Origin of the sequence: Phycicoccus mangrovi, assembly GCF_018729305.1 — a bacterium.
Taxonomy (GTDB): Bacteria; Actinomycetota; Actinomycetes; order Actinomycetales; family Dermatophilaceae; genus Phycicoccus; species Phycicoccus jejuensis.
Genome location: NZ_JAHHWP010000017.1, coordinates 1 through 23,977 on the forward strand (window position 1 = coordinate 1; position 23,977 = coordinate 23,977).

At 73.0% G+C, this 23,977-nt stretch carries 18 protein-coding genes; 15 read left to right on the plus strand and 3 right to left on the minus strand.

Features of this window, described 5'->3' with window-relative positions; genetic code table 11:
* From KMZ30_RS15565 to KMZ30_RS15585, 5 genes are all read left to right on the plus strand, one after another.
* Positions 1-143 (plus strand): integrase core domain-containing protein (locus tag KMZ30_RS15565; protein ID WP_215512587.1); only part of this gene is annotated, 143 nt, incomplete at its 5' end.
* Between the two features lie 27 nt (positions 144-170).
* A complete protein-coding gene (locus tag KMZ30_RS15570) occupies positions 171-1,964 on the plus strand; it encodes a glycoside hydrolase family 15 protein (protein WP_215513736.1) in 1,794 nt (597 codons plus the stop codon).
* A 10-nt stretch (positions 1,965-1,974) separates the two neighbouring features.
* Positions 1,975-2,670, plus strand: a complete 696-nt coding sequence (locus KMZ30_RS15575) for a maleylpyruvate isomerase family mycothiol-dependent enzyme (RefSeq protein ID WP_215513735.1) — start codon at positions 1,975-1,977, stop codon at positions 2,668-2,670.
* A 2-nt stretch (positions 2,671-2,672) separates the two neighbouring features.
* The gene (locus KMZ30_RS15580) at positions 2,673-3,335 is read left to right on the plus strand and encodes an MBL fold metallo-hydrolase (RefSeq protein WP_215513734.1); all 663 of its coding nucleotides are present in this window, start codon (positions 2,673-2,675) and stop codon (positions 3,333-3,335) included.
* Positions 3,336-3,351: 16 nt separating this feature from the next.
* Positions 3,352-4,227: an EamA family transporter gene (locus KMZ30_RS15585; protein ID WP_215513733.1), complete on the plus strand. Its 876-nt coding sequence runs from the start codon at positions 3,352-3,354 to the stop codon at positions 4,225-4,227.
* Between the two features lie 21 nt (positions 4,228-4,248).
* On the opposite strand, the gene KMZ30_RS15590 is transcribed toward KMZ30_RS15585, so the two are convergent.
* The gene (locus KMZ30_RS15590) at positions 4,249-5,268 is read right to left on the minus strand and encodes a TerC family protein (RefSeq protein WP_308279822.1); all 1,020 of its coding nucleotides are present in this window, start codon (positions 5,266-5,268) and stop codon (positions 4,249-4,251) included.
* Between the two features lie 66 nt (positions 5,269-5,334).
* On the opposite strand from KMZ30_RS15590, the gene KMZ30_RS15595 reads away from it, so the two are divergent.
* From KMZ30_RS15595 to KMZ30_RS15610, 4 genes are all read left to right on the plus strand, one after another.
* Complete coding sequence (locus tag KMZ30_RS15595; RefSeq protein WP_215513732.1) at positions 5,335-7,992, plus strand: phosphoenolpyruvate carboxylase; 2,658 nt, start codon at positions 5,335-5,337, stop codon at positions 7,990-7,992.
* Positions 7,993-8,110: 118 nt separating this feature from the next.
* The gene (locus KMZ30_RS15600; RefSeq protein WP_215520061.1) at positions 8,111-9,568 is read left to right on the plus strand and encodes an HNH endonuclease; all 1,458 of its coding nucleotides are present in this window, start codon (positions 8,111-8,113) and stop codon (positions 9,566-9,568) included.
* A gap of 9 nt (positions 9,569-9,577) precedes the next feature.
* Positions 9,578-9,766, plus strand: coding sequence for a hypothetical protein (locus tag KMZ30_RS15605; RefSeq protein ID WP_215513730.1), 189 nt, complete (start codon positions 9,578-9,580; stop codon positions 9,764-9,766).
* Between the two features lie 137 nt (positions 9,767-9,903).
* The gene (locus KMZ30_RS15610) at positions 9,904-10,929 is read left to right on the plus strand and encodes an aldo/keto reductase (protein ID WP_215513729.1); all 1,026 of its coding nucleotides are present in this window, start codon (positions 9,904-9,906) and stop codon (positions 10,927-10,929) included.
* Positions 10,930-11,020: 91 nt separating this feature from the next.
* Here KMZ30_RS15610 and uvrB read toward each other — a convergent pair whose 3' ends face one another.
* Positions 11,021-13,135 (minus strand): excinuclease ABC subunit UvrB, encoded by a 2,115-nt coding sequence (gene uvrB, locus KMZ30_RS15615; protein ID WP_215513728.1) that lies wholly within the window; start codon positions 13,133-13,135, stop codon positions 11,021-11,023.
* Between the two features lie 90 nt (positions 13,136-13,225).
* Here uvrB and KMZ30_RS15620 point away from each other — a divergent pair, with 90 nt between their 5' ends.
* The 6 genes from KMZ30_RS15620 to KMZ30_RS15645 all read left to right on the plus strand — a co-directional run bounded on the left by KMZ30_RS15620 (position 13,226) and on the right by KMZ30_RS15645 (position 22,558).
* Positions 13,226-14,542, plus strand: coding sequence for an ROK family transcriptional regulator (locus tag KMZ30_RS15620; RefSeq protein ID WP_215513727.1), 1,317 nt, complete (start codon positions 13,226-13,228; stop codon positions 14,540-14,542).
* A 140-nt stretch (positions 14,543-14,682) separates the two neighbouring features.
* Complete coding sequence (locus KMZ30_RS15625) at positions 14,683-16,041, plus strand: extracellular solute-binding protein (RefSeq protein ID WP_215513726.1); 1,359 nt, start codon at positions 14,683-14,685, stop codon at positions 16,039-16,041.
* Position 16,042: 1 nt separating this feature from the next.
* Complete coding sequence (locus KMZ30_RS15630; protein ID WP_372447524.1) at positions 16,043-16,984, plus strand: carbohydrate ABC transporter permease; 942 nt, start codon at positions 16,043-16,045, stop codon at positions 16,982-16,984.
* Positions 16,981-17,904 carry a carbohydrate ABC transporter permease gene (locus KMZ30_RS15635; protein WP_215513725.1) on the plus strand — a complete coding sequence of 308 codons (924 nt, stop codon included), beginning with the start codon at positions 16,981-16,983 and terminating at the stop codon, positions 17,902-17,904. The genes KMZ30_RS15630 and KMZ30_RS15635 overlap by 4 nt, the downstream gene beginning before the upstream one ends.
* 16 nt (positions 17,905-17,920) lie before the next feature.
* The gene (locus tag KMZ30_RS15640) at positions 17,921-20,983 is read left to right on the plus strand and encodes an alpha-mannosidase (RefSeq protein WP_215513724.1); all 3,063 of its coding nucleotides are present in this window, start codon (positions 17,921-17,923) and stop codon (positions 20,981-20,983) included.
* Positions 20,984-21,097: 114 nt separating this feature from the next.
* On the plus strand, positions 21,098-22,558 hold the full coding sequence (locus KMZ30_RS15645) for a pyridoxal phosphate-dependent decarboxylase family protein (protein ID WP_215513723.1): 1,461 nt from the start codon (positions 21,098-21,100) through the stop codon (positions 22,556-22,558).
* Here the strand turns inward: KMZ30_RS15645 and KMZ30_RS15650 are convergent.
* Entirely contained in the window at positions 22,548-23,969 is a 1,422-nt protein-coding gene (locus tag KMZ30_RS15650) for an APC family permease (protein WP_215513722.1), read from the minus strand. The two genes, KMZ30_RS15645 and KMZ30_RS15650, sit on opposite strands and share 11 nt — an antisense overlap.
* Between the last annotated feature and the right edge of the window lie 8 nt (positions 23,970-23,977).

The following is a 23,977-nucleotide window of genomic DNA, read 5'->3' on the forward strand; positions in this document are numbered from 1 at the left end:
CCGAATGGGCCTACCGGCAGGTCTTCACCAGCAACCAAGCCCGCGCCGACGCCCTTGCCCCCTGGCTCGAGCTGTACAACACTCAGCGACGCCACACCGCCCTCGGCGGACTCCCACCGACCAGCCGCCTGTCACCAACCTGATGGCCGGGTACATCTAGGGTCGACGGGGTGAGCACCCCCATCGCCGAGTACGCCCTCCTCGGGGACACCGAGGGCGCGGCCCTCGTCAGCCGGCACGGCGCCGTCGACTGGCTCTGCCTCCCCCGCTTCGACTCCCCCGCCTGTTTCGCGGCCGTCCTCGGGACCGACGACCACGGCCGCTGGTTCCTCGGGCCGGTCGACGAGGCGACGGCGACGCGCGCCTACCGCGAGAACAGCTTCGTCCTCGACACCGTCCACGAGACCGCGACGGGGCGGGTGCGTGTGACCGACCTCATGCCGTTCGGCGACGGTCGCGCCGACCTCGTGCGCATCGTCGAGGGCCTCGAGGGCGAGGTGCCGATGCTCCACGAGTGGGTCGTGCGGACGGGGTACGGCAAGGTCCTGCCCTGGGTGTCGCGCACCGAGGACTGCGACGGCGTCACGGTCATCCGCGCCATCGCGGGCCCGGACATGCTCGTGCTGCGCGGCGACCGGCTGCCCGAGCCCACCGACCACCACCACCGGGACGAGTTCACGGTCCGCGCGGGCGAGCGCTACGAGTTCGCGATGACCTGGGTGCCGTCGTGGTGCGAGGTCCCCGGCGCGCTCGACGTGCCGAGCCGCGTCGACGACACCGTGCGGCGGTTCGACGACTGGGCCGCACGGCACACCCACGAGGGGCCCTACCGCGACGCGGTCACCCGCTCGTTGCTCGTCCTGCGCCTGCTCACCGACGAGCTGCGCGGCGGCATCGTCGCCGCCCCGACGACGAGCCTGCCCGAGGACGTCGGCGGCGAGCGCAACTGGGACTACCGGTACTGCTGGCTGCGCGACGCCTCGCTCACCCTCGAGGCGCTGCTCGCCTGCGGCTACGTCGACGAGACGCGGCTGTGGCGCGACTGGCTCGTGCGGGCGGTCGCCGGCGACCCGGCCGACCTCCAGATCATGTACGCCGTCGACGGCAGCCGCGAGCTGCCCGAGCGCACGCTCGACCACCTGCCCGGCTACGAGGGCTCGCGGCCGGTGCGGGTCGGCAACGCGGCGGTCGACCAGCGCCAGAGCGACGTCCTCGGCGAGGTGATGATCGCGCTCGACGAGGCCCGGCGCCTCGGCGTCAGCGAGTCGCACGAGTCGTGGGCCGTGCAGAAGGCCCTCGTCGACGACCTCGCGGACCACTGGGACCAGAGCGACAACGGCCTCTGGGAGATCCGGGGCGAGCCGCAGCACTTCACGCACTCGCGGGTCATGGTCTGGGCCGCCTTCGACCGGGCCGTCCGGGCGGTCGAGGAGGACGGCCACGAGGGCGACGTCGAGCGCTGGCGCGCCCTGCGCGACCGCGTCCACACCGAGGTGCTCGAGAAGGGGTTCGACACCGAGCGCGGCACCTTCGTCCAGCACTACGGCACCCGCGAGGTGGACGCGGCACTGCTGCTCATCCCCACCGTCGGCTTCCTGCCGGCCGACGACGAGCGCGTGCTGGGCACCGTGCGGGCCGTCGAGGAGGACCTGCTGCGTGACGGCTTCGTCCTGCGCTACCGCACCGAGAGCGGCGTCGACGGGCTGAGCGGCGACGAGAACCCGTTCCTCGCCTGCTCGTTCTGGCTCGCCGGGGCCTACGCCCGGTGCGGCCGGGTCGACGACGCGCACACGCTGATGGACCGGCTGCTCGGCATCCGCAACGACCTCGGCCTGCTCTCGGAGGAGTACGACCCGTCGACCGACCGGCTCGTCGGCAACTTCCCGCAGGCGTTCTCGCACCTCGCGCTCGTCCACGCGGCCATCGCGATCGCGGAGGCCGACGCGCAGGCCGGGCGGCGGTAGCGTCGGCGGCATGACCGGCACCCGGATCGACCCCGCCCAGTACGTCGACGCGCACACCGCCCGGCTCGTGGCCACGACGCGGGCCCTGCCCGACGCGGCCGGCCCGACGCTCTGCGAGGGGTGGACCCGCGGGCACGTCGTCACCCACGTCGCGCGCAACGCCGACGGGCTGGCGCGGCTCGTGCGCTCGGCCGTCGACGGCACCCGCGAGACGATGTACGCGAGCCGGGAGCAGCGCAACGCCGACATCGACGAGGGCGCGGGGCGCTCCCCCGCCGAGCTCGCCGACGACCTCGAGCGCACGGCCGCCGCGTACGCCGCCGAGGCCCCGCGCCTGGGCCCGGAGCACGCCGGGCACGCGCTCGAGCGCACCCCCTGCGACGTGCGCGGCACCGCAGCCGACGTCCCGATGATGCGGCTGCGCGAGGTGACGTGGCACCACGTCGACCTCGACGCCGGCTTCGGCTTCGCCGACCTCGAGCCCGAGCTCCTGCTGGCCTTCCTCGACGAGGAGGCCGAGCGCCTGCGCACCCTCGACGACGCCCCGGACGTCACGCTGCGCTCGGACGAGGGCGAGGAGTGGACCATCGGCCTGGGCACGACCTCGGTGACCGGCAGCCGCGCCGCGCTCCTCGGGTGGCTCGCCCGCGGCCTCACCGACGGTGTCTCCGCCGACCCCCTGCCCCGACTCCCGGACGGACGATGACCATGGCCTACACCGGCGACGTGACCCCCGGCGGCCCGAGCGACGTGCGCGAGCTCGGCCCCGCGACCCTGCGCAAGATGTCGGTCTCGGACATGCACAACAACGTCTACCTCCTCACCTGCACGGCCACCGGCGAGCAGCTGATGGTCGACGCCGCGGACGACCCCGACCGCTGCCTCGCGCTCGTGGCCGAGGGCACCGGGCGCCTCGACCACCTCGTGACGACGCACCAGCACTGGGACCACGTGCGGGCGCTGGAGGACGTCGCCCGCGCCACCGGTGCCCGCACCTACGCCGGTGAGGACGACGCGGACGCGCTGCCGCTGGCCCCGGACGTCCGTCTGCGACAGGGCGACACGCTGCGCGTCGGCGAGCTCGAGCTCGACGTCGTGCACCTGCGCGGCCACACCCCCGGCTCGGTCGCACTGGCCTGGCGCGCACCAGACGGGGTGACCCACCTCTTCACCGGCGACACCCTCTTCCCCGGCGGCGTCGGCAACACGAAGAACGAGGGCCAGGACTTCGACGCCCTCTACGGCGACGTCACCGAGCGCATCTTCGGCGTCTACGACGACCAGACGTGGTTCTACCCGGGGCACGGCGGCGACTCGACGCTCGGGGCGGAGCGGCCGCACCTGGACGAGTGGCGCGAGCGCGGATGGTGATGGCTAGCCTGCAGCGGTGACGACCGCCGCCGACCGGGTACCCGCTCCCCTGCTCGTCCTCGCGGGGGTCGTGTCCGTCCAGTTCGGCGGGGCGCTGGCGCAGACCCTCGTGCCGGTCATCGGCGCCGGCGGGTCGGTCGTCATGCGGCTGCTCTTCGCGACCGCCCTGCTGCTGGCCTTCGTCCGGCCGCGCTGGCGCGGGCACACCCGGCGCGCCTGGGCCACCGTCGCGGCCTTCGGCGTGGCGCTCGGCCTCATGAACTACACCTTCTACCAGTCGCTGGCGCACCTGCCGATCGGCGTCGCGGTGACCATCGAGTTCATCGGTCCGCTGACGCTGGCGGCGGTGCTCTCGCGGCGCGTCGTCGACGCCCTCGGGGTGCTCGCGGCCGCGGCGGGCGTCGTGCTCATCTCCGAGGCGCTCGAGGTGCCGTTCGCCGAGCTGGAGTGGACCGGCATCCTGCTCGCCCTGGCCGCCGGCGGTTTCTGGGCGGCCTACATCGTCCTGTCCGGGCGCACCGGTGCGGCGTTCCCGAAGCTCGAGGGCCTGGCGCTCGCGATGGTCGTCGCCACCCTCGTCACGCTGCCGCTCGGCATCACGAGCGTCCCGTCGTGGACCGGCGAGGCGCTGCTCAAGGGACTCGGTATCGCGGTGCTGTCGTCGGTGCTGCCCTACTCGCTCGAGCTGCTGGCCCTGCGCCGGCTGCGCGCGCAGGTCTTCGGCATCCTGCTGAGCCTCGAGCCGGCCGCCGCCGCGGTCGCGGGGCTGGTCGTGCTCGGCCAGCGGCTCGCGCCGAGCCAGCTCGTCGGGATGGCGCTCGTCGTCGGCGCGTCGGCCCTCGTCCTCGGGCTCGGGGCGCGCAAGGACCCCGCCGAGGCGCAGGCCGCCTGAGCCGCCGGACCGGGCCGGAGGTCAGTCCTCGACGAGCTCAGGGTGGCGCCGGGTGCGCCAGAGGCTGAGCACGGTCGTGACACCGAGGATGACGACGATCGCGCCGAGCGAGACGGCGATCGGGATCTCGGGGACCGGCACCTTCTCGCCGCCGTTGATGAACCCGAGCTCGTTCTCGTGGAGGGCGTGGAGGATGAGCTTGACGCCGATGAAGGCGAGCAGCACGGCGAGGCCGTAGCTGAGGTAGATGAGCTTCTTGAGCAGGCCGCCGATGAGGAAGTACAGCTGCCGCAGACCCATGAGGGCGAAGAGGTTGGCGACGAGGACAAGGTACGGCTCGTCGGTGAGACCGTAGATCGCGGGGATCGAGTCGAGCGCGAAGAGCAGGTCGGTCGTGCCGAGGGCGACGATGACGAAGAAGAGCGGGGTGGCGAGGCGACTGCCGTTCTGCCGGGTGAAGAGCTTCGTGCCGTCGTAGTCCTCGCTCGCCGGGAAGCGCTTGGACACCAGGCGCATGAAGCGGTTCTGCTCGTACTCGTCGTCGTCGGTCTCGCCGCCGCTGGCCAGCTTCCACGCCGTGTACACGAGGAACGCGCCGAAGATGTAGAAGACCCAGCTGAACCGGTCGATGGCGGCCGCGCCGACGGCGATGAAGATGCCGCGCAGGACGATCGCGATGACGATGCCGACCATGAGCGCGAACTGCTGGTACTTCTCCGGCACCCGGAAGCTCGCCATGATGAGGATGAAGATGAAGAGGTTGTCGACCGACAGCGAGTACTCGGTCAGCCAGCCCGCGAAGAACTCGCCGGCGATCTGGCCCCCGGCGGTGAACCAGAGCCCGAGGCCGAAGAGGACCGCGGCGCCGACGTAGACCGCCAAGGCCGACACGAGCTCCTTGGTCGACGGGCGGTGCGGGCGGCGGGCGATCACCGCGATGTCGAAGGCGAGGACGGCGACGGCGACGCCGATCGTCACCCACCAGACCCAGGGGGCGAGGTCGAGGTCGCTGGTGGCGGCGGGCAGCAGGGCGGGAAGCACCGCGCCAGCGTAACGGTGGGTGGACGCCCCGTTGCGCCACGTCCGCGCGCTCCTAGGCTGGCGGCCATGGCCAGCATGCTCGACGACCTCTCCCTGCTGACGAGCCTGCACCGGCAGGTGGTCGAGGAGTCCGGACGCGCGGACCTCCTCGAGCTGACCGACGCCCTCGAGCGGCGCTGCCGGGGCGAGGAGGACGGCGACCCCGCGGCGCTCGTGGCGGCCCTCGACCCGGACACGACGTCGCGGCTCGCGCGCCTGCTGACCGTGCACCTGCACCTGACCAACCTCGCCGAGGAGCGCCACCGGGCCCGGTCCCTGCGTCGCGAGGACGGCGAGTACGGCGGCGGCAGCGACACCGGCGACATCGGGCCGGCCGTCGCCGCGGCGGGTCCGGACGCCCGGGCGCGCCTGGAGCGGATGCGCATCCACCCCGTGCTGACCGCCCACCCGACCGAGGCGCGCCGCCGGGCGGTGGCGTCGGCGCTGCGCCGCATCGCCGAGCACCTCGACACGCACGCCGACCCGGGCTCGGGCCCCTCGGAGCGGGCCCGTGCGCGGCGCCGGATGCTCGAGGACATCGACATCCTCCAGCGCACGTCGACGCTGCGCATCACCCGGCCGACGCCGGCCGACGAGGTGAAGACGGTGCTCACGGTCTTCAGGCAGTCGCTCATCCACGCCGTGCCGCGGTTCCAGCGCGCGGTCGAGGCGGCCTTCGGTGGCGACGAGCGGCCCTCCGACACACCGCTCCCGCCCATCGTGCGGTTCGGGTCCTGGGTCGGCGGCGACCGCGACGGCAACCCGTTCGTCACCGCCGAGGTGACGCGCGAGACGGTCCGCGCCCACGCCGACCAGGCGCTCGAGATCCTGCACGACGCCGTCGACCGGGTCGCGCGGATGATCACGGTCGACGAGGAGTCAACGCCCCCGACGGCGGCGCTGCGCGACGCCCTCGCCAACGACGCCGCCGCCCACCCACGCCTGCTCGCCGAGGTGACCAAGGACTCCCCCAACGAGCCGCACCGGCAGAAGCTGCTCGTCGTCGCGGCCCGCCTGGCCGCGACGCGGGACGAGCGGGCCGGTGTCGCGTACGGCTCGCCCGAGGAGGCGCTGGCCGACCTCGCCCTCGTCCAGGACTCGCTCGTCGCGGCGGGCGACGCGCGCACGGCCCACGGCGAGCTGCAGGACGTCGTGTGGATGGTGCAGACGTTCGGGTTCCACCTCGCGGAGCTCGAGGTGCGGCAGCACTCGGCGGTCCACCGGGCCGCGCTCGTCGAGGCGCTCGGGCTCCTGCCGGACGACGCCCGGCCGACCGACCCCGAGGCCGCCGCCACCGACCCCGCGCTGCTGGACCGGCTCGCGGTCGACGGCTGGCCCGAGCTCGTCGGGGCTCCCGGCGAGCGGACCCGCGAGGTGCTCGACACCCTGCGCGTCATGGCCTGGCTCCAGCAGCGGTGGGGCCGGCGCAGCTGCGGCCGGTACGTCGTCTCGTTCAGCCAGTCGGCCGCCGACCTCGTCGCCGTGCGGGCGCTGGCCCGGCTCGCCGTCGGGTCGCGCCCGCTCGCCCTCGACGTCGTCCCCCTCTTCGAGACCGGGGCCGACCTCGACGCCGCCGACCACACGCTCGAGGAGTGGGTCGCGTTGCCGTCGACGGCGACGTGGCTCGAGGGCGTCGATCGGCAGGTCGAGGTGATGCTCGGCTACTCCGACTCGGCCAAGGACGTGGGTCCGGCGGCGGCCACCCTCGCGCTGCACCGCGCGCAGGTCGGGCTGGTCGCGTGGGCCCGGCGGCACGGGGTCGAGCTGACGCTGTTCCACGGTCGTGGCGGGTCGCTCGGGCGTGGTGGCGGTCCGCTGCACCGGGCCATCGCGGCGCAGCCGACGGGCTCGGTCGACGGGCGGTTCAAGGTGACCGAGCAGGGCGAGGTGATCTTCGCCCGGTACGCCGACGTGCGCATCGCCGAGCAGCACCTCGAGCGGGTCGCATCGGCCGTGCTGCTGACCGACGCGCCGGAGCACGTCGCCGCGCGCGACGAGGCTGCCGGGCGGTTCGACGCGGTGGGTTCCGCTGTGGCAGAGGCGAGCCGGACGGCGTTCCGCTCGCTGGTGGAGCAGCCGGGCTTCGCGGACTTCTTCGCGATGTCGAGCCCGCTCGACCTCCTGGCCGACCTGCGGCTCGGGTCACGCCCGTCGAGGCGCAGCGGCTCGGAGTCGGGGCGCAGCCTCGACGACCTCCGCGCCATCCCGTGGGTGTTCGCGTGGTCGATGACGCGGGTCAACCTGCCCGGCTGGTACGGCCTCGGCAGCGGACTGGCCGCGCTCGGCGACCTCGACGAGGCGCGGCAGGCCTACCGCGAGTGGCCGGTGTTCGCGGCGCTCGTCGACGTCGCCGAGATGAGCCTGGCCAAGACCGACGACGACCTTGCGGCCGCGTTCCTCACCCTCGGCGGGCGGCCGGAGCTCGCGACCCAGGTGCTCGACGAGCTCGCCCTGACCCGGCGGATGGTGCTGGAGCTGCTCGGGCAGGACGAGATGCTCGAGCGGAAGCCCCACCTGTACACCGCGGTCGGGCTGCGTCGGCCGTTCGTCGACATGCTCAGCCACCTGCTCCTGCGCGGGCTCGGTGAGCTGCGGGCGACCGGCGAGGACGAGGGGTCGGAGTGGCACCGGCCGCTCCTGCTGACCGTCAACGGGCTGGCGGCGGGGCTGCAGAACACCGGGTGAGGGCGTGCGCCGGCCGGTCGCGGTTGGCGCTCGAACAGGCCTGGGGTGCAGGCACTTTCGTTGTCCACAGGGGCGTCTCAACCCTTGTCCGTCGAACAGATGTTCGGTACACTGAGGCATGGACACCGAGACCCTCTCCCGCCGCATCGCGGCGCTGCGCGAGGAGTGTGCGCGGCTGGGGGCCGAGCTGGTCGAGGGTGGTCACTCGCTGTCGTCGGAGGAGGCGTTCGCGCTCGCGGGGGAGCTGCAGGGTGTCGTGAACGCGGCCGAGGGGGCCACGGCGGTGGCAGGTGCGTGGGGTGCGCGGGTGGAGACGACGGTGCGGTCGGGGTCGTGGGAGCGGGTGCACCCGGTGGGGTTCGTCGACGCGATGGCCGCGACGCGAATGTCATTGGCGACGGGTCTGACCGAGGGGGTCGCGGGTCGGAAGGCGGCGCTGGGGGCCGCGCTGGGTGAGCGGTTCCCGCAGGTGCGTGACCTGCTGATCGAGGGTGCGGTCGCGGTGGTTAACGTGCAGAAGGTCGTCGACGCGTGCGCGGGTTTGGACGTGGAGGCGTGTGTGCGGGTCGATGCGGACCTGGCGCCGCGGCTGGCGGGGATGGATCCCTCCCGTGTCACCAGTGAGGCGCGCAGGGTGGCGACGCGGGTGGCGGCCGACCAGGTCGCGGCGCACGTGGCGCGGACGCGCAAGGGGCGCCGGGTGGAGGTGTGCCCGGGCGAGGACGGTCTGACGGACTGGTTCGCCTCGTTGCCGACGGCGACGTCCTCGGCGATGTGGGCGGCGGTGGAGGAGCTGGCCGGGGACTACCGGCAGGTCGACGAGGCCCTCTCGGTGCCGGAGTCGCGGGCGGACGCGCTGGCCGACCTCGTGCTGCGCAACGTCAAGGTCTCGGCGCAGGTCACCCTCGGCGTGCCGGTGGTGAGCGACCGTCCCGCACCCGAGGAGCAGTGCGGGACGTGGTTCCGGGTGAAGTGGGACGACGACGAGACGGTCATCGACGCCACCACCGGGGAGGTCGTCCGGTACGGCGACCTCGACCCGACGTCCCGCGAGGAGCTGTCGTGGCTGGAGGAACCCGCAGACGACCCGAGCGACCGCAGCGTCCTGCAGGCCGAGGTCACGCCCGGGTACGCGGTGTCCGGGACGCAGCTGCCCGGTCTGGGCTGGGTCGACCCCGCCACCCTCGCCAACCTCCTCAAGCTGCTGCCGTTCGAGGTCGCCCGCGCGGTCCTCGAGGCCGACACCGGCACCCTGGCCTCCCTCACCACCGCCGCGTACAAACCCCCCAAGGCCATCGCCGAGTTCGTGAAGACCCGGGACGGGACGTGCCGGATGTGGGGCTGCACCAGACCCGCCGAACACTGCGACCTCGACCACGTGAGGCCCTGGCCCACCGGCCAGACCACCCCCACCGGGCTGGCAGACCTCTGCCGACGACACCACCGCTTCAAGCAACAAGGACGCTGGCGACCCCACCTCGCCCCCGACGGCACCGTCACCTGGCACGGACCCGACGGCGCCACCCGCACCACCGAACCCCAGCACCGCGTCCCGAACCCGCTCGAACACCCTTAGGGTGCCCGCATGGGGTTCTCGTTCTCGGCCGCTGCGGCCGCCGTCGGCCTGTGCGCCGTGTTCGTCGGGTTCTTCGCCGGCTTCGGCGGGATGTCGTGGGAGGGAGCGATTCTCGTGTCGGGCGTACTCCTGCTCGTCGTCGCCGGTGTCGTGCGGTGGTACAGCGGCCTCTCGGCCGAGATTCCCCCGGAGCGCTGACCGGCGGACGGGGAGGGCGTGCAGGAATCGACACATTCGGCGATTCCTGCACGGGAGCGGAGGCGGGCAGCGGATGGGCCAGGTCCGTCGGCATCGCGGGCCCGTCACGCGGCTGGCCCCGGTCTAGGGTCGAACGCATGCGCTACCGACGACTGGGCAACAGTGGAACCGCGGTCTCCGAGCTCTGCCTCGGCACGATGACCTTCGGGACGGAGACGGACGAGGCCGGCTCGCACGAGCAGCTCGACGTCTTCCTCGAGGCGGGAGGCACGCTCGTCGACACCGCGAACGTGTACTCCGGCGGAGTGTCCGAGGAGATCATCGGCCGCTGGCTCAAGGACCGCCCGAAGGACGTCACCGATCGGGTCGTCCTCGCGACGAAGGGCCGCTTCGCCCTCGAGGAGGGTCCCAACAGCAGCGGCCTCTCGGCCCGGCACCTGACCCGCGCGCTCGACGCGTCCCTCGACCGGCTCGGCGTCGACTCGGTCGACCTCTACCAGGTGCACGCCTCCGACGAGCACACGCCGATGGAGGAGACCCTGCGGACACTCGACGGGTTCGTGCAGGCGGGCAAGATCCGCTACTACGGCCTCTCCAACTTCACCGGCTGGGAGCTGACCAAGCTGGTCCACACCGCCCGGGCCCTCGGGGTGCGCCCGCCGGTGACCCTCCAGCCGCAGTACAGCCTCATCGTCCGCGAGATCGAGTGGGAGATCGTCCCCGCCGTGCTCGACGCCGGGATGGGCCTGCTCCCCTGGAGCCCCCTCGGCGGCGGCTGGCTGTCGGGCAAGTACACCCGCGACCAGCGACCGACCGGCGACACCCGCCTCGGCGACGACCCGAACCGCGGGATGGAGGCCTACGACCGCCGGGGCACCGACCGCACGTGGCGGATCATCGAGGCCGTCGAGCAGGTCGCGCAGGCACGCGGCGTCTCGATGGCCGAGGTCGCCCTCTCGTGGGTGACCAACCGCCCGGCCGTCACCTCGACGATCCTCGGCGCGCGCACCACCGAGCAGCTGCGGGCCAACCTCCGCTCCGTCGACGTCGAGCTGACGGCCGAGGAGAACGCGGCGCTCGACGCGGCGAGCGACCTGGAGGCGACCGACTACCCCTACGGCGAGATGGGCGTGCAGCAGCGCAGCCGCGACCTCGCCGGCTGATCCGGTCGAGCGGACGACGAGGCCACCCGCCCTCCGGCGGGTGGCCTTGCTCGTCTCGCTCGGCGGCTGGGCCCAGCGCCAGTGGCTCGGACTAGCGCGTCGCCTCGCTCATCTGCCGCAGCTCCTTCTTGAGGTCGCCGATCTCGTCGCGCAGCCGGGCGGCGAGCTCGAAGTGCAGGTCGCCGGCCGCCTGGTGCATCTGCGTGGAGAGCTCCTGGATGAGACCGGCCAGCTCGCTCGCCGGCAGGTCCTTGCCGCGCTGCGTGCCCATCGCGGCGTCCGCGTCGGCCGCCACCGCGCCGCGGCCACGACCACCGTCGGCCTTGCCGCGCGACCGCGCCCGCCCGGAGCCGAGGAGCTCCTGGGTGTCGGCGTCCTCGCGCTGGAGCATGTCGGTGATGTCGGCGATCCGCTTGCGCAGCGGCTGCGGGTCGACCCCGTGCTCGAGGTTGTACGCGACCTGCTTCTCGCGCCGACGCGTGGTCTCCTCGACGGCGTCGCGCATCGAGGGGGTGACCTTGTCGGCGTACATGTGCACCTGGCCCGACACGTTGCGCGCCGCGCGGCCGATCGTCTGGATGAGGCTGCGGGTCGAGCGGAGGAAGCCCTCCTTGTCGGCGTCGAGGATCGCGACGAGCGACACCTCCGGCAGGTCGAGACCCTCGCGCAGGAGGTTGATGCCGACGAGGACGTCGTACTCCCCCATCCGCAGCTCGCGCAGCAGCTCGACGCGGCGCAGCGTGTCGATATCGCTGTGCAGGTACCGAACTCGCACTCCCTTGTCGAGGAGGTAGTCGGTGAGGTCCTCGGCCATCTTCTTCGTCAGGGTCGTGACGAGGACGCGCTCGTTCTTCTCGGTGCGCAGCCGGATCTCGTGGAGCAGGTCGTCGATCTGCCCCTTCGTCGGCTTCATGATCACCTCGGGGTCGACCAGCCCGGTCGGGCGGATGACCTGCTCGACGAAGCCGTCGCTCTTGGCCAGCTCGTAGTCGCCCGGGGTCGCCGACAGGTAGACGGTCTGCCCGATCCGCTCGAGGAACTCCTCCCACTTCAGCGGCCGGTTGTCCATCGCCGACGGCAGGCGGAAGCCGTGGTCGACGAGGGTGCGCTTGCGCGAGGCGTCGCCCTCGTACATCGCGCCGATCTGCGGCACGGTCTGGTGCGACTCGTCGATGACGAGGAGGAAGTCCTCCGGGAAGTAGTCGAGGAGGCAGTTCGGCGCCGAGCCCGGCGAGCGGCCGTCGATGTGCATCGAGTAGTTCTCGATGCCCGAGCACGACCCGATCTGGCGCATCATCTCGATGTCGTAGGTCGTGCGCATCCGCAGCCGCTGCGCCTCGAGCAGCTTGCCCTGCCGCTCGAAGTTCGCCAGCTGGTCCTCGAGCTCGCGCTCGATGCCGGCGATCGCCCGCTCCATCCGGTCCGGGCCGGCGACGTAGTGCGAGGCGGGGAAGACGTACATCTCCTGCTCCTCGCGCACGACCTCGCCGGTCAGCGGGTTGAGCGTGTAGAGCGCCTCGACCTCGTCGCCGAAGAACTCGATGCGGACGGCGTGCTCCTCGTAGACCGGGATGATCTCGACGGTGTCGCCGCGGACCCGGAAGGTGCCGCGGGTGAAGGCGAGGTCGTTGCGGGTGTACTGCATGTGGACGAACTTGCGCAGCAGGTCGTCGCGGTTGACCTCGTCGCCGACGCGCAGGGGGACCATCCGGTCGACGTACTCCTGCGGCGTGCCGAGGCCGTAGATGCACGAGACGGACGCGACGACGATGACGTCGCGGCGGGTCAGCAGGCTGTTGGTGGCGCTGTGCCGCAGCCGCTCGACCTCCTCGTTGATCGAGGAGTCCTTCTCGATGTAGGTGTCGCTCTGCGGGACGTACGCCTCGGGCTGGTAGTAGTCGTAGTAGCTGACGAAGTACTCGACGGCGTTGTGCGGCAACAGCTCCCGGAACTCGTTGGCCAGCTGCGCGGCGAGCGTCTTGTTGGGCGCCATGACGAGCGTGGGGCGCTGCACCTGCTCGACGAGCCACGCGGTGGTGGCCGACTTGCCGGTACCGGTGGCGCCGAGGAGGACGACGTCCTGCTCGCCGGCCTTGATGCGGCGGGCGAGCTCCTCGATGGCCTTCGGCTGGTCGCCGGCGGGCGAGTACTCGGAGACGACCTCGAACGGCGCGACGCGGCGCTGGAGCTCGGTGGTGGGGCGCATGCCTCCACGGTAGGCCCCGGCACCGACAGGGGCCGCGGCCGCGTGCGCGTGGACGGGATGGCTGCCCAGCCCGGGCGCCCACGTGCGACGATGACGGGCGTGCCCGCGCCCCCGACCATCCGCCGGGGCTCCAACCTGCCCCGCGTCGGGGGCTACAACCAGGTCGTCGTCCTCGAGGCGATCCGCCACCATCCGGAGGGCCTGAGCCGGGTCGAGCTGGCGTCCGCGACGGGCCTCTCCCCCCAGGCCGTCTCGAACATCTGCCGCCGCCTCCTCGACGACGACCTCGTCGTCGAGGCCGGCCGCCGGGCCTCGGGTCCCGGCAAGCCGCGCACCCTCCTGCGCCTCCAGCCCTCGGGCCGCTACGCCGTCGGCGTCCACCTCGACCCGGCCGTCGTCAGCCACGTCCTCCTCGACCTCACCGGGCAGCCGGTCGCCCGCTCCGCCCGCGCCCTGCGCCCGGGCGCCGACCCGGACGAGGTCCTGCGCGACGTCGTCGAGGACGTCGACCGCCTCGTCGCGGGCTCGGGCATCGACCCCGGACGGCTCGTCGGGCTCGGCGTCGCCGCCCCCGGTCCGGTCGACCGGGACGCCGGCGCGCTCGTCCGCCCCCCGAACCTGCCCGGCTGGGAGCGGGTCGCGGTGCGCGACACCCTCGCCGACGCGACCGGCCTGCCGGTGCTGCTCGACAAGGACGTCGTCGCCGCCGCCGTCGGCGAGGTCTGGGCCGGTGGTCTGGGCCCCGGCGCGACCGCGGTCTTCCTCTACCTCGGCACCGGAGTCGGCGCCGGTCTCGTCGTCGGCGGCGAGGTGCTGCGCGGGGCGTCGGGCAACGCCGGCGAGGTCGGCCACCTCGGCACCGGCGCCACCGGCCCGTCCTGCTGGTGCGGTCTCGGCGGCTGCCTCGGCGAGGTCTGCGCGCCGGGCCAGGTCGTCCGGCGCGCGGTCCGCGAGGGCATCGGGCACTGGGACCTCGACCCCGCCGCGCCCGACCTCACGGACCCGGACGGGCCCACCGTGCCCCCGCCGGCCGGCGACCCCCTCCACCCCGGCGCCTCCGTCCTCGTCGCCTTCGACGCCTTCTGCGACCTCGCCGACGCCGGCGACAGCCGCGCCCTCGCCCTCCTCGAGGACTGGGCCCGGCACGTCGCCAAGTCGGTGACCGACCTCGTCGACGTCCTCGACGCCGACCAGGTCGTCTTCGGCGGTCCGCTCTGGGCCCGGCTCTCCCCCACCTTCCTCACCCACGTCCCCGGGCTCGTCCGCGACCGCGCGGTCGGTGCGGCCATCCACCCGATCGCGGTGCGCGGCACCGTCCTCGGCCCCGACGTCGCCGCGGTGGGCGCCGCGAGCACCGTCCTCGACCACGCCTTCAGCGCGCGATCCTCCGCCCTCCTCGTCGACTGACACCCCCGCTCACCGGCGTCCACCTGTCGAGATTCCGTGTCCACGAACCCCGGATCCCCCTTGACGGCAGTTAGTCCATTTGATGTATAAACCTCGCAAGCCGGGTCAACGGTGACCCGCGAACGCGAAGGGACCCCCCGATGCAGCGCACCCGTCCTGCGGCCCTCGGTGCCGCCGCCCTCTCCCTCGGGATCGTCCTCGCCGGTTGCGGCTCGGGCTCCTCGTCCGGGTCCGGCGACACGAACACGATCACGGTCGCCTACCAGCGCACGGCGCAGTTCACGCAGCTCGACGCCGTCCTCAAGAAGGCCGCCTCGGAGTACGAGGCCGCCAACCCCGGCAAGAAGGTCAAGCTCACCGCGATCGAGGCCGAGCAGGACCAGTACTTCACCAAGCTCGCGCTGATGAACCGCTCGCCCTCCACCGCCCCCGACGTCATCTACGAGGACAGCTTCCAGGTCCGCAGCGACGCCGCCGCCGGCTACCTCGCCCCCATCGACGAGCAGCTCGCCGGGTGGTCGGACTGGAGCCAGTTCGACGACGTCGCCAAGCAGGCCGGCCTCGGCGACGACAAGAAGACCTACGGCGTCTCGATGGGCACCGACACCCGTGCGCTGTTCTACAACAAGGACATCTTCGAGAAGGCCGGCCTGCCGACCGACTGGCAGCCGAAGACCTGGGACGACGTCCTCAGCGCCGCCCGCACCATCAAGCAGAAGGCCCCGGGCGTCACGCCGATCAACGTCTACGCGGGCAAGGCCGCCGGCGAGGCCACGTCGATGCAGGGCTTCGAGATGCTGCTCTACGGCACCGACAGCACGCTGTACGACGACTCGAGCCAGAAGTGGGTCACCGGCTCGCAGGGCTTCAAGGACACGCTCGGCTTCTACCAGACCATCTTCGGCGAGAAGCTCGCCCCGGCCCTCGACGTCGCGCTCGACGCCACGGTCGGCTCGCGCGTCGCGACCGAGATGCTGCCCAAGGGCGAGCTGGCCATCGCGCTCGACGGCTCGTGGCTGCCCGGCCAGTGGATCGAGGGCGACAACGCCTGGAAGGGCTGGGAGGACACCATCGGCTTCGCCCCGATGCCGACCCAGAACGGCCAGGCCCCCGGCTCGGTGTCGATGTCCGGCGGCTGGCTGCTGTCGGTCGGCGCCAACGCGAAGGACAAGAACGCGGCGTTCGACTTCATCAAGGTCGCGCTCAACCGCGAGAACTCGCTCAAGTACGACACCGAGAACAGCCAGATCGCGGTCCGCAAGGACGTCGCCTCGGACGACGCGTACACCTCGTACAACCCGTCGTTCGAGTTCTTCTCCTCGCTCGTGCCGACGACGCACTTCCGCCCGGCGACCCCGGACTACTCCCAGATCTCCGGCAACATCCAGGTCGCGGCGGAGTCCGTCGCCACCGGGTCGGCGACGCCCGACGAGGCGGCGAAGACCTACGACGAGGGGCTGGTCGGCATCGTCGGCCAGGACAAGGTCCAGGGCGGCTGAGGTGAGCACCGCCCTCGCACCCGCCCCGAGCCGCCGCCCCCGCGGCGGCCCGGGGCGGGGTGCCGCCACCGGCGGCCGGCGCACCCTCCTGCGTCTCCTCCCCCTCGCGCCCGGGGTCGTCCTCATGGGGATATTCCTCGTCGGCCCCATCGGGTACGCCCTCTACGGCTCGCTGACCAACGCGGCCCTCTCGGGCTACCGCGCCGTCGCCCCCGAGTTCGTCGGGCTCGACAACTACACCCAGCTGTTCACCAGCGGCCAGTTCTGGAAGTCGGTCTGGCTCACCCTCGTCTTCGTCGTCGGCTCCGCGATCGTCGGCCAGAACGTCCTCGGGATGGCCCTCGCGCTGCTCGTGCGCAACGGGCCGAAGCGGCTCGGCTCGGTCGTCAGCTCCCTCGTCGTCACGGCGTGGGTGCTGCCCGAGATCGTCGCCGCGTTCACCCTCTACGCGTTCTTCGCCACCGACGGCACGCTCAACGAGATGATCGGCTGGCTCGGCCTCGACGGGCCGACCTGGCTCATCACGTTCCCGCTGCTCACGGTGATCCTCGCCAACGTCTGGCGCGGCACGGCGTTCTCGATGATGGTCTACTCCGCCGCCCTCGCCGAGGTGGCCCCGGACCTCACCGAGGCCGCGGAGATCGACGGGGCCGGGTGGTGGCAGCGCTTCACGCGGATCACGCTGCCGATGGTCCGTCGCGCCATCGCGACGAACATGATGCTCACGACGCTGCAGACCCTCGGCGTCTTCACCCTCATCTGGGTGATGACCGGCGGCGGCCCCGGCACGCAGAGCTCGACGCTGCCCATCCTCGCCTTCCAGCAGGCGTTCAAGTTCGCGCAGGTCGGCTACGGCACGGCCATCGCCACGGTGACGCTCATGGTCGGCGCGCTCTTCGCCGTCGTCTACGTCAAGGTGCTCAAGCCGGAGGTCGACTCATGACGACACCCACCACCACGCCGTCGCCCACCGCCGCCGTGCCGGTCCCGCCGGCCGCGACCCGCCCGCCCCGGCGCCCCCGGGTGAGCCCCGCGGCCCCGGCCCGCACCAAGGGCCCGCGCCTCGCCGCCGGGCTCGCGCTCGTCGTCGTCGGCGTGGCGTTCCTCGTGCCGCTCGCCTGGATCCTCCTCGCGTCGCTCAACCCGAGCGCCACGGTGTCGGTCTCGGTGCCGGAGGAGCCGACGCTGCAGAACTACCGCGACGTCCTCACCCCGGAGCTGACCTTCCGGCCACTGCTCAACTCGCTCGTCGTCTCGGGCGCGACGGCGGTCATCGTCGTCCTCGTCGCGACCCTGTCGGCGTACCCGCTGTCGCGGTACAGGATGCGGTTCAACCGGGCGTTCCTCCACACGATCCTCTTCGGCAGCTGCCTGCCCATCACCGCGGTGATGGTGCCGGTCTACGCCCTCTTCGTCACGCTCGGCCTGCTCGACTCGGTGCCCGGCACGGTCCTCTTCCTCTCCGCGACGGCGCTGCCGATGGCGGTCTGGATGACGAAGAACTTCATGGACTCGGTGCCGGTCTCGCTCGAGGAGGCCGCGTGGGTCGACGGGGCGAGCTCGATGCAGGCGTTGTGGCGGGTCGTCGTCCCGCTCATGCGCCCCGGCATGGCGGTCGTCTTCATCTTCGTGTTCACGCAGGCGTGGGGGAACTTCTTCGTCCCGTTCGTGCTCCTGCTCGACCCGGCGAAACAGCCTGCGGCCGTGTCGATCTACACGTTCTTCGGCACCAACGGAGCGGTGGCCTACGGGCAGCTCGCCGCCTTCTCCGTCCTGTACTCCCTGCCCGTGCTCGTCCTGTACCTCGTCGTCCAACGCCTCGGAGGCGGCTCGTTCGCCCTCGCCGGCTCCGTCAAGGGTTGAGAGGAAACCACCACCCGTGCACGACAACAGCCACCTCGTCGAGATGCGCGTCGACCGCTTCGTGCGGGAGCGCCTCGTCTCCGGCCTCCACCGCCGCCGCACCCCCCTCACCGTCGAGTGGTGGGAGGCTCCCGGCGAGCCCGTCCCCTTCGCCGAGGCCGCCGCCTCCGCGTTCGAGCCCGTCTCCCCCGGCACCCGCTGGGGCCGCCCGTGGGGCACCACGTGGTTCCGCGCCACCGGCACCGTCCCCGAGGGCTGGGGCGGTGACGGCACGCGTGTCGAGGTCGTCGCCGACCTCGGCTACTCCGAGGACCACCCCGGCTTCCAGGCCGAGGCGACGGCCTACCGCCCCGACGGCACCGTCATCAAGGGCCTGCACCCGCGCAACCGGTACCTGCCGCTCGCGGCGGCCTCCGCGGACGGGCACGCCGTCGAGGTGCTGCTCGAGGCGTCGTCCAACCCGGACGTCGCCGGTGCCGGCTCCTTCACCTTCGAGCCGACCCCGCTCGGTGACCTCGCCACGGCCGGGCGGGAGCCGCGCTACCGCTACGACGGGGTGGCCCTCGCCGAGGTCGACGTCGAGGTGTGGGAGCTGCTCCAGGACGTCACGGCGCTGCGCGGCCTCGTCGCCGAGCTGCCCGCGGGCAGCCGCCGCGCGGGCGCCCTCAAGGCGCTCGAGGACGCCGTCGACGCGGTCGACCCCGACGACGTCGCCGGCACCGCGGCGGCCGGCCGCGCCGCCCTGCGCCCCGCGCTCGACGCAGGGGCGGACGCCAGCGCGCACCGCGTCGTCGCCGTCGGACACGCGCACATCGACTCGGCCTGGCTCTGGCCGACCCGCGAGACCGCGCGCAAGTGCGCCCGGACGTTCTCCAACGTCCTCGCCCTCATGGACGAGGACCCCGACCTCGTGTTCGCGTGCTCCTCGGCGCAGCAGTACGCCTGGGTGCGCGACAGCCAGCCCGAGCTCTTCGAGCGGATCAAGGAGCGCGTGCGCGAGGGTCGGTTCGTGCCGGTCGGCGGCATGTGGGTCGAGTCCGACACGAACATGCCCGGGGGCGAGGCGCTGGCCCGCCAGTTCGTCGCCGGCAAGCGCTTCTTCCTCGAGGAGCTCGGGGTGGAGCCGGAGGACGTCTGGCTGCCCGACTCGTTCGGCTACACGGCGGCGATGCCGCAGATCGCCCTCGCGGCCGGCGCCCGGTGGTTCCTCACCCAGAAGCCGTCGTGGAACGAGACCAACCGGATGCCGCACCACACCTTCTGGTGGGAGGGCATCGACGGGTCCCGGGTCTTCACCCACTTCCCGCCGGCCGACACCTACAACTCGGACGTCTCGGCGGCCGACCTCGCGCGCGCCGAGCGCAACTTCTCGGAGAAGGGCCGGACCGACCTCTCGCTGCTGCCCTTCGGGTACGGCGACGGCGGCGGGGGTCCCACCCGCGAGATGCTCGCGGCCGCTGCGCGCACCCGCGACCTCGAGGGGTCCCCGCGGGTCGAACTGGGTGACCCGCACGACTTCTTCCGCCGCGCGGAGGCGGCCTACCCGGACGCCCCCGTGTGGAGCGGCGAGATGTACCTCGAGTTCCACCGCGGCACGTACACCTCGCAGGCGCGCACCAAGCGGGGCAACCGCCGCAGCGAGCACCTCCTGCGCGAGGCCGAGCTGTGGGCGGCGACGGCGGCGGTGGCGACGGGCGCCGAGTACCCCTATGACGCGCTCGAGCAGGCGTGGCACACGGTGCTGCTCCAGCAGTTCCACGACATCCTGCCCGGCTCGTCCATCGCCTGGGTGCACCGCGAGGCCGAGGCCAACTACGAGCGGGTGGCGACCGAGCTCGAGACCCTCGTCGACGACGCCCTGGCCGCTCTCGCGGGCGAGGGCGAGCACGAGGTCGTCTTCAACGCGGCGCCGCACGACCGCGACGGGGTCACCGCCCTCGGCGCGGCGGTCCTCGACGGCTCGGGACCGGAGACCCCGGTCGGCGTCGAGGACTCCCCCGACCCCGACACCGGCGGGTGGGTCGTCGACAACGGGCTCGTGCGCCTCGTCGTCGACCGCGACGGGCTGCTCGCGTCGGTCCGCGACCTCGCCGCCGGGGGCCGCGAGGTCCTCGCACCGGGCAGCCGCGGCGCCCTGCTCCAGCTGCACCGCGACACCCCGACGCAGTGGGACGCGTGGGACGTCGACGAGCACTACCGCCGGCACACGACCGACCTCGTCGACGCCGAGCTCGTCGAGCTCGTCGAGAAGGGGCCGGAGCGGGTCGCCGTGCGCGTCGTCCGCCGGTTCGGCTCCTCCCGGGTCGAGCAGGTGCTGGCGCTGCGGGCCGGCAGCCGGGTCGTCGACGTCGAGCTCGACGTCGACTGGCACGAGCGGCAGAAGCTGCTCAAGCTCGCCTTCCCGCTCGACGTCCACGCCGACCGGGCGGCCTCGGAGATCCAGTTCGGCCACGTCCTGCGCCCCACGCACACGAACACCTCGTGGGACGCCGCGCGCTTCGAGACCTGCGCGCACCGCTGGGTGCACGTCGGCGAGCCGGGCTACGGCGTCGCGGTCGTCAACGACTCGACGTACGGCCACGACGTCGGTCGGACCTCGCGCGGCGACGCCGAGGCCAGTCCCGGCACGACGACGACCGTCCGGCTCTCACTCCTGCGCGCGCCGGTCTACCCCGACCCCGAGGCCGACCAGGGCCACCACCGCCTGCGGGCGGGGCTCGTCGTCGGGGCCGAGGTCGCCGAGGCCGTCGTCGAGGGCTACCGGGCGAACCTGCCGGTGCGCTCGGTCCGGGGCGCGGCCGCCCCGGCGCCGCTCGTCCGGCTCGAGGGCGACCCGGGTGTCGTCGTCGAGGCGGTCAAGCTCGCCGAGGACCGCAGCGGCGACGTCGTCGTCCGGCTCTACGAGGCGCACGGCGGCCGGGCGTCGGCCCGGCTCGTCGCCGGGTTCGGGACGACCGAGGTCGTCGAGACCGACCTCCTCGAGCGGCCGCTCGACGAGCCGCGGGCGCTGACCGACCGCGACGGCTCGATGTCCCTGCGCCCCTTCCAGATCGCGACGCTGCGGCTGCGACGGTCCTGACACCCGGCGCGGGGGGGGGGGGGGGGCCCCCCCCCCCCCCCGGGGGGCCCCCCCCCCCCCCCCCGCGCCCCCCCCCCCCCCCCCCCCCCCGCGCCCGGTGGGACCATCGGCGCCATGACCGGCTCCGCGCCCGAGACCCTCGACCCCGTCGACCCGGACTCCTTCCGGGCCCTGGCCCACCGCGTGGTCGACGACCTCCTCGACCGGCTCGAGCGCCGCCGCGACGAGCCCGTCTGGCAGCCGCTGCCCGACGACGTGCGTGACTCCTTCGCCGGCCCCCTCCCCCGCGAGGGCATCGGGGCGGAGGCCGCCTACGCCGAGGTGCTGTCCCGCGTCGTGCCGTACACGATGGGCAACGACCACGCGCGCTTCTGGGGCTGGTACATGGGGGCCGGCACCCCGGTGGGCACCCTGGCCGACCTCGTGGCCAGCGCCCTCAACCCGAACCTCGGCGGGGGCGACCACGCGCCGGTGCTCGTCGAGCAGCAGGTCGTGCGCTGGTGCGCGGAGGCCGTGGGGTACCCGACGAGCGCGAGCGGCCTGCTGGTCAGCGGCGCCTCGGAGGCGAACCTCGTCGGGCTCGCGGTCGCCCGCAGCGCGGTCCTCGGCCCGACCGTGCGCACCGAGGGGCTGGCCGGCGCCGGGCCGATGGCCGTCTACGCGAGCGGCGAGGTCCACAGCTGCCACCGGAAGAGCTGCGAGCTGCTCGGGCTCGGCGAGGCCTCGCTGCGCCTCGTCCCCGTGCACGAGGACCTGACGCTCGACGTCGACGCCCTCGCCGACGCCGTCGCGACGGACCGGGCCGCGGGCGTCCGGCCGCTCGCCGTCGTCGCGACGGCCGGCACGATCAACACCGGCGCGGTCGACGACCTCGACGCCGTCGCCGACCTGGCAGAGCGCGAGGGCCTGTGGATGCACGTCGACGGCGCGATCGGCGGCTTCCTCGGCCTCAGCGCCCGCCGCGACCTCGTCCGCGGGATGGCTCGGGCGGACTCGCTGGCGCTCGACCTGCACAAGTGGATGCAGGCGCCGATGGACGTCGGGCTCGTCCTCGTGCGCGACGAGGCCGCCCACCGCGCGACCTTCTCGGTCGTGCCCGCCTACCTGCGGCACGCCACGCGCGGGCTGGCCGCCGGCGACGTCTGGTTCAACGAGTACGGCATCGACCTCACCCGCGGGTTCCGCGCCCTGCGGGTGTGGATGGCCCTGCTGGCGCACGGCGCCGACGCGCACGGCGCGGTGATGGACCGCACGACCGCGCTGGCCCACCGGCTGGCCGCGCTCGTCGACGACCATCCCGCGCTGGAGCGGCTGGCCCCCGTCGGCTGCGACATCGTGTGCTTCCGCTACCGGGTCGACGGCCTGGACGAGGAGCAGCTCGACGCCGTCAACCGCGAGCTGGTCCTCCTCGTCCAGGAGAGCGGCGTGGCGGTCGTCACCGAGACGACGCTGCGGGGACGGCTCGCCGTGCGCGTCGCCATCGGCAACCACCGCACCCGACCCGAGGACCTCGACCTGTTCGTCGCCGCGCTCGAGCGCCTCGGACCCCGGGCCGTCGCCACCGTCACCGGGTGAGCGCCGGGTCCGCCTCCGTGTCGTCGCTGCCGGTCCGCGAGCCGACGACGCGCTCGACGAGGTAGAGGACCACCCCGAGCGCGAGCAGCCCCCCGCACCACAGGAGCGACGTCGGGTCGTCGTAGATCGCGAACGCGAGGATGGCGAGGTTGCCCAGGAGCCCGAGGAGCAGCAGCGGGGTGTTGGCCCGGAAGGTCTTCTCGTGCTCGTCCTGCCCGCGCAGGCGCAGGCACGCCACGATGACCAGGGCGTAGATGAAGAGCAGGAAGACGACGGTGACCAGCGCGAGCCGGTTGACGAGGTCGATGCCGCCGCCCGCCTCGAGCACGACCGTGCCGGTGACGAGCAGCGCCGCGACGACGAGGGCGCTGAACAGCAGCCCGACCCAGGGGCTGCGGCGACGGGGGTGGACCGTCGCGAAGATGCCGGGCACGACGTCCTCGTTGGCCATGCCGTAGAGGATGCGCGGCTGGGTCACGAGGGTGACGAGCGTCGTGTTCGTGATGGCGACGAGGGCGATGACGGAGAAGACCGTCGCCATGAGGTCCGTCGAGAACGGCAGGATCCCCGACTTCACCACCTCGAGCAGCGCGGCGTCGGAGTCGGCGAGCCGGTCGACGGGGACGGTGAGGGCGGCGGCCATGGACACGAGGACGTACACGACGCCGGCGACGACCATACCCCCGACGAGCGAGCGCGGGAAGTGCCGGTGCGGGTCCACGGTCTCCTCGGCGACGTTCGCCGTGTTCTCGAAGCCGGTCATCGCGAAGAAGGAGAACGCGATCCCGGCGAGGATCGCCAGCGCCGGGTTGCCGTCGGTGCTGATGTCGGTGAGGACGCCGAAGTCGGCGTCCCCCTGGACGACGTGGTAGACGCCGATCGCCATGATGACGAGGAGGCCGGCCACCTCGACGAAGGTCATGAGCATGTTCATGACGACCGACTCGGTGATGCCGACGAAGTTGACGACGGCGAGCAGCGCGACGAAGACCAGCGACACGAGCAGGGCCGGCGGGCCGCCGCCGTCGAAGAGCGTCGCGAAGTACGACGCGAAGCCGGTGGCGAGCGACCCCGTCGCGGCGAAGCTCGCGGAGAGGAACGACACGGTGACGAGGAAGGTCAGCACGGGGCTGCCGAACGCCTTCTTCACGTAGAGCGACGCGCCGGCCGCCCGCGGGTACTTCGTCACGAGCTCGGCGTACGCGGACCCGGTGATGGCGGCCACGAGGATGCCGAGCGCGAAGGCGATCCAGAACGCCCCGCCGACGGCCGCCGCGACGAGCCCCACGAGGACGTAGATGCCCGAGCCGAGCACGTCACCCAGCGTGTAGAAGAACAGCTGCTTGCCGTTGATGGATCGTCTGAGCGCACCGGTCCCGTCGTCGACGGCGGTGGTGTCGGTCGCGGTCACGGAGTCCC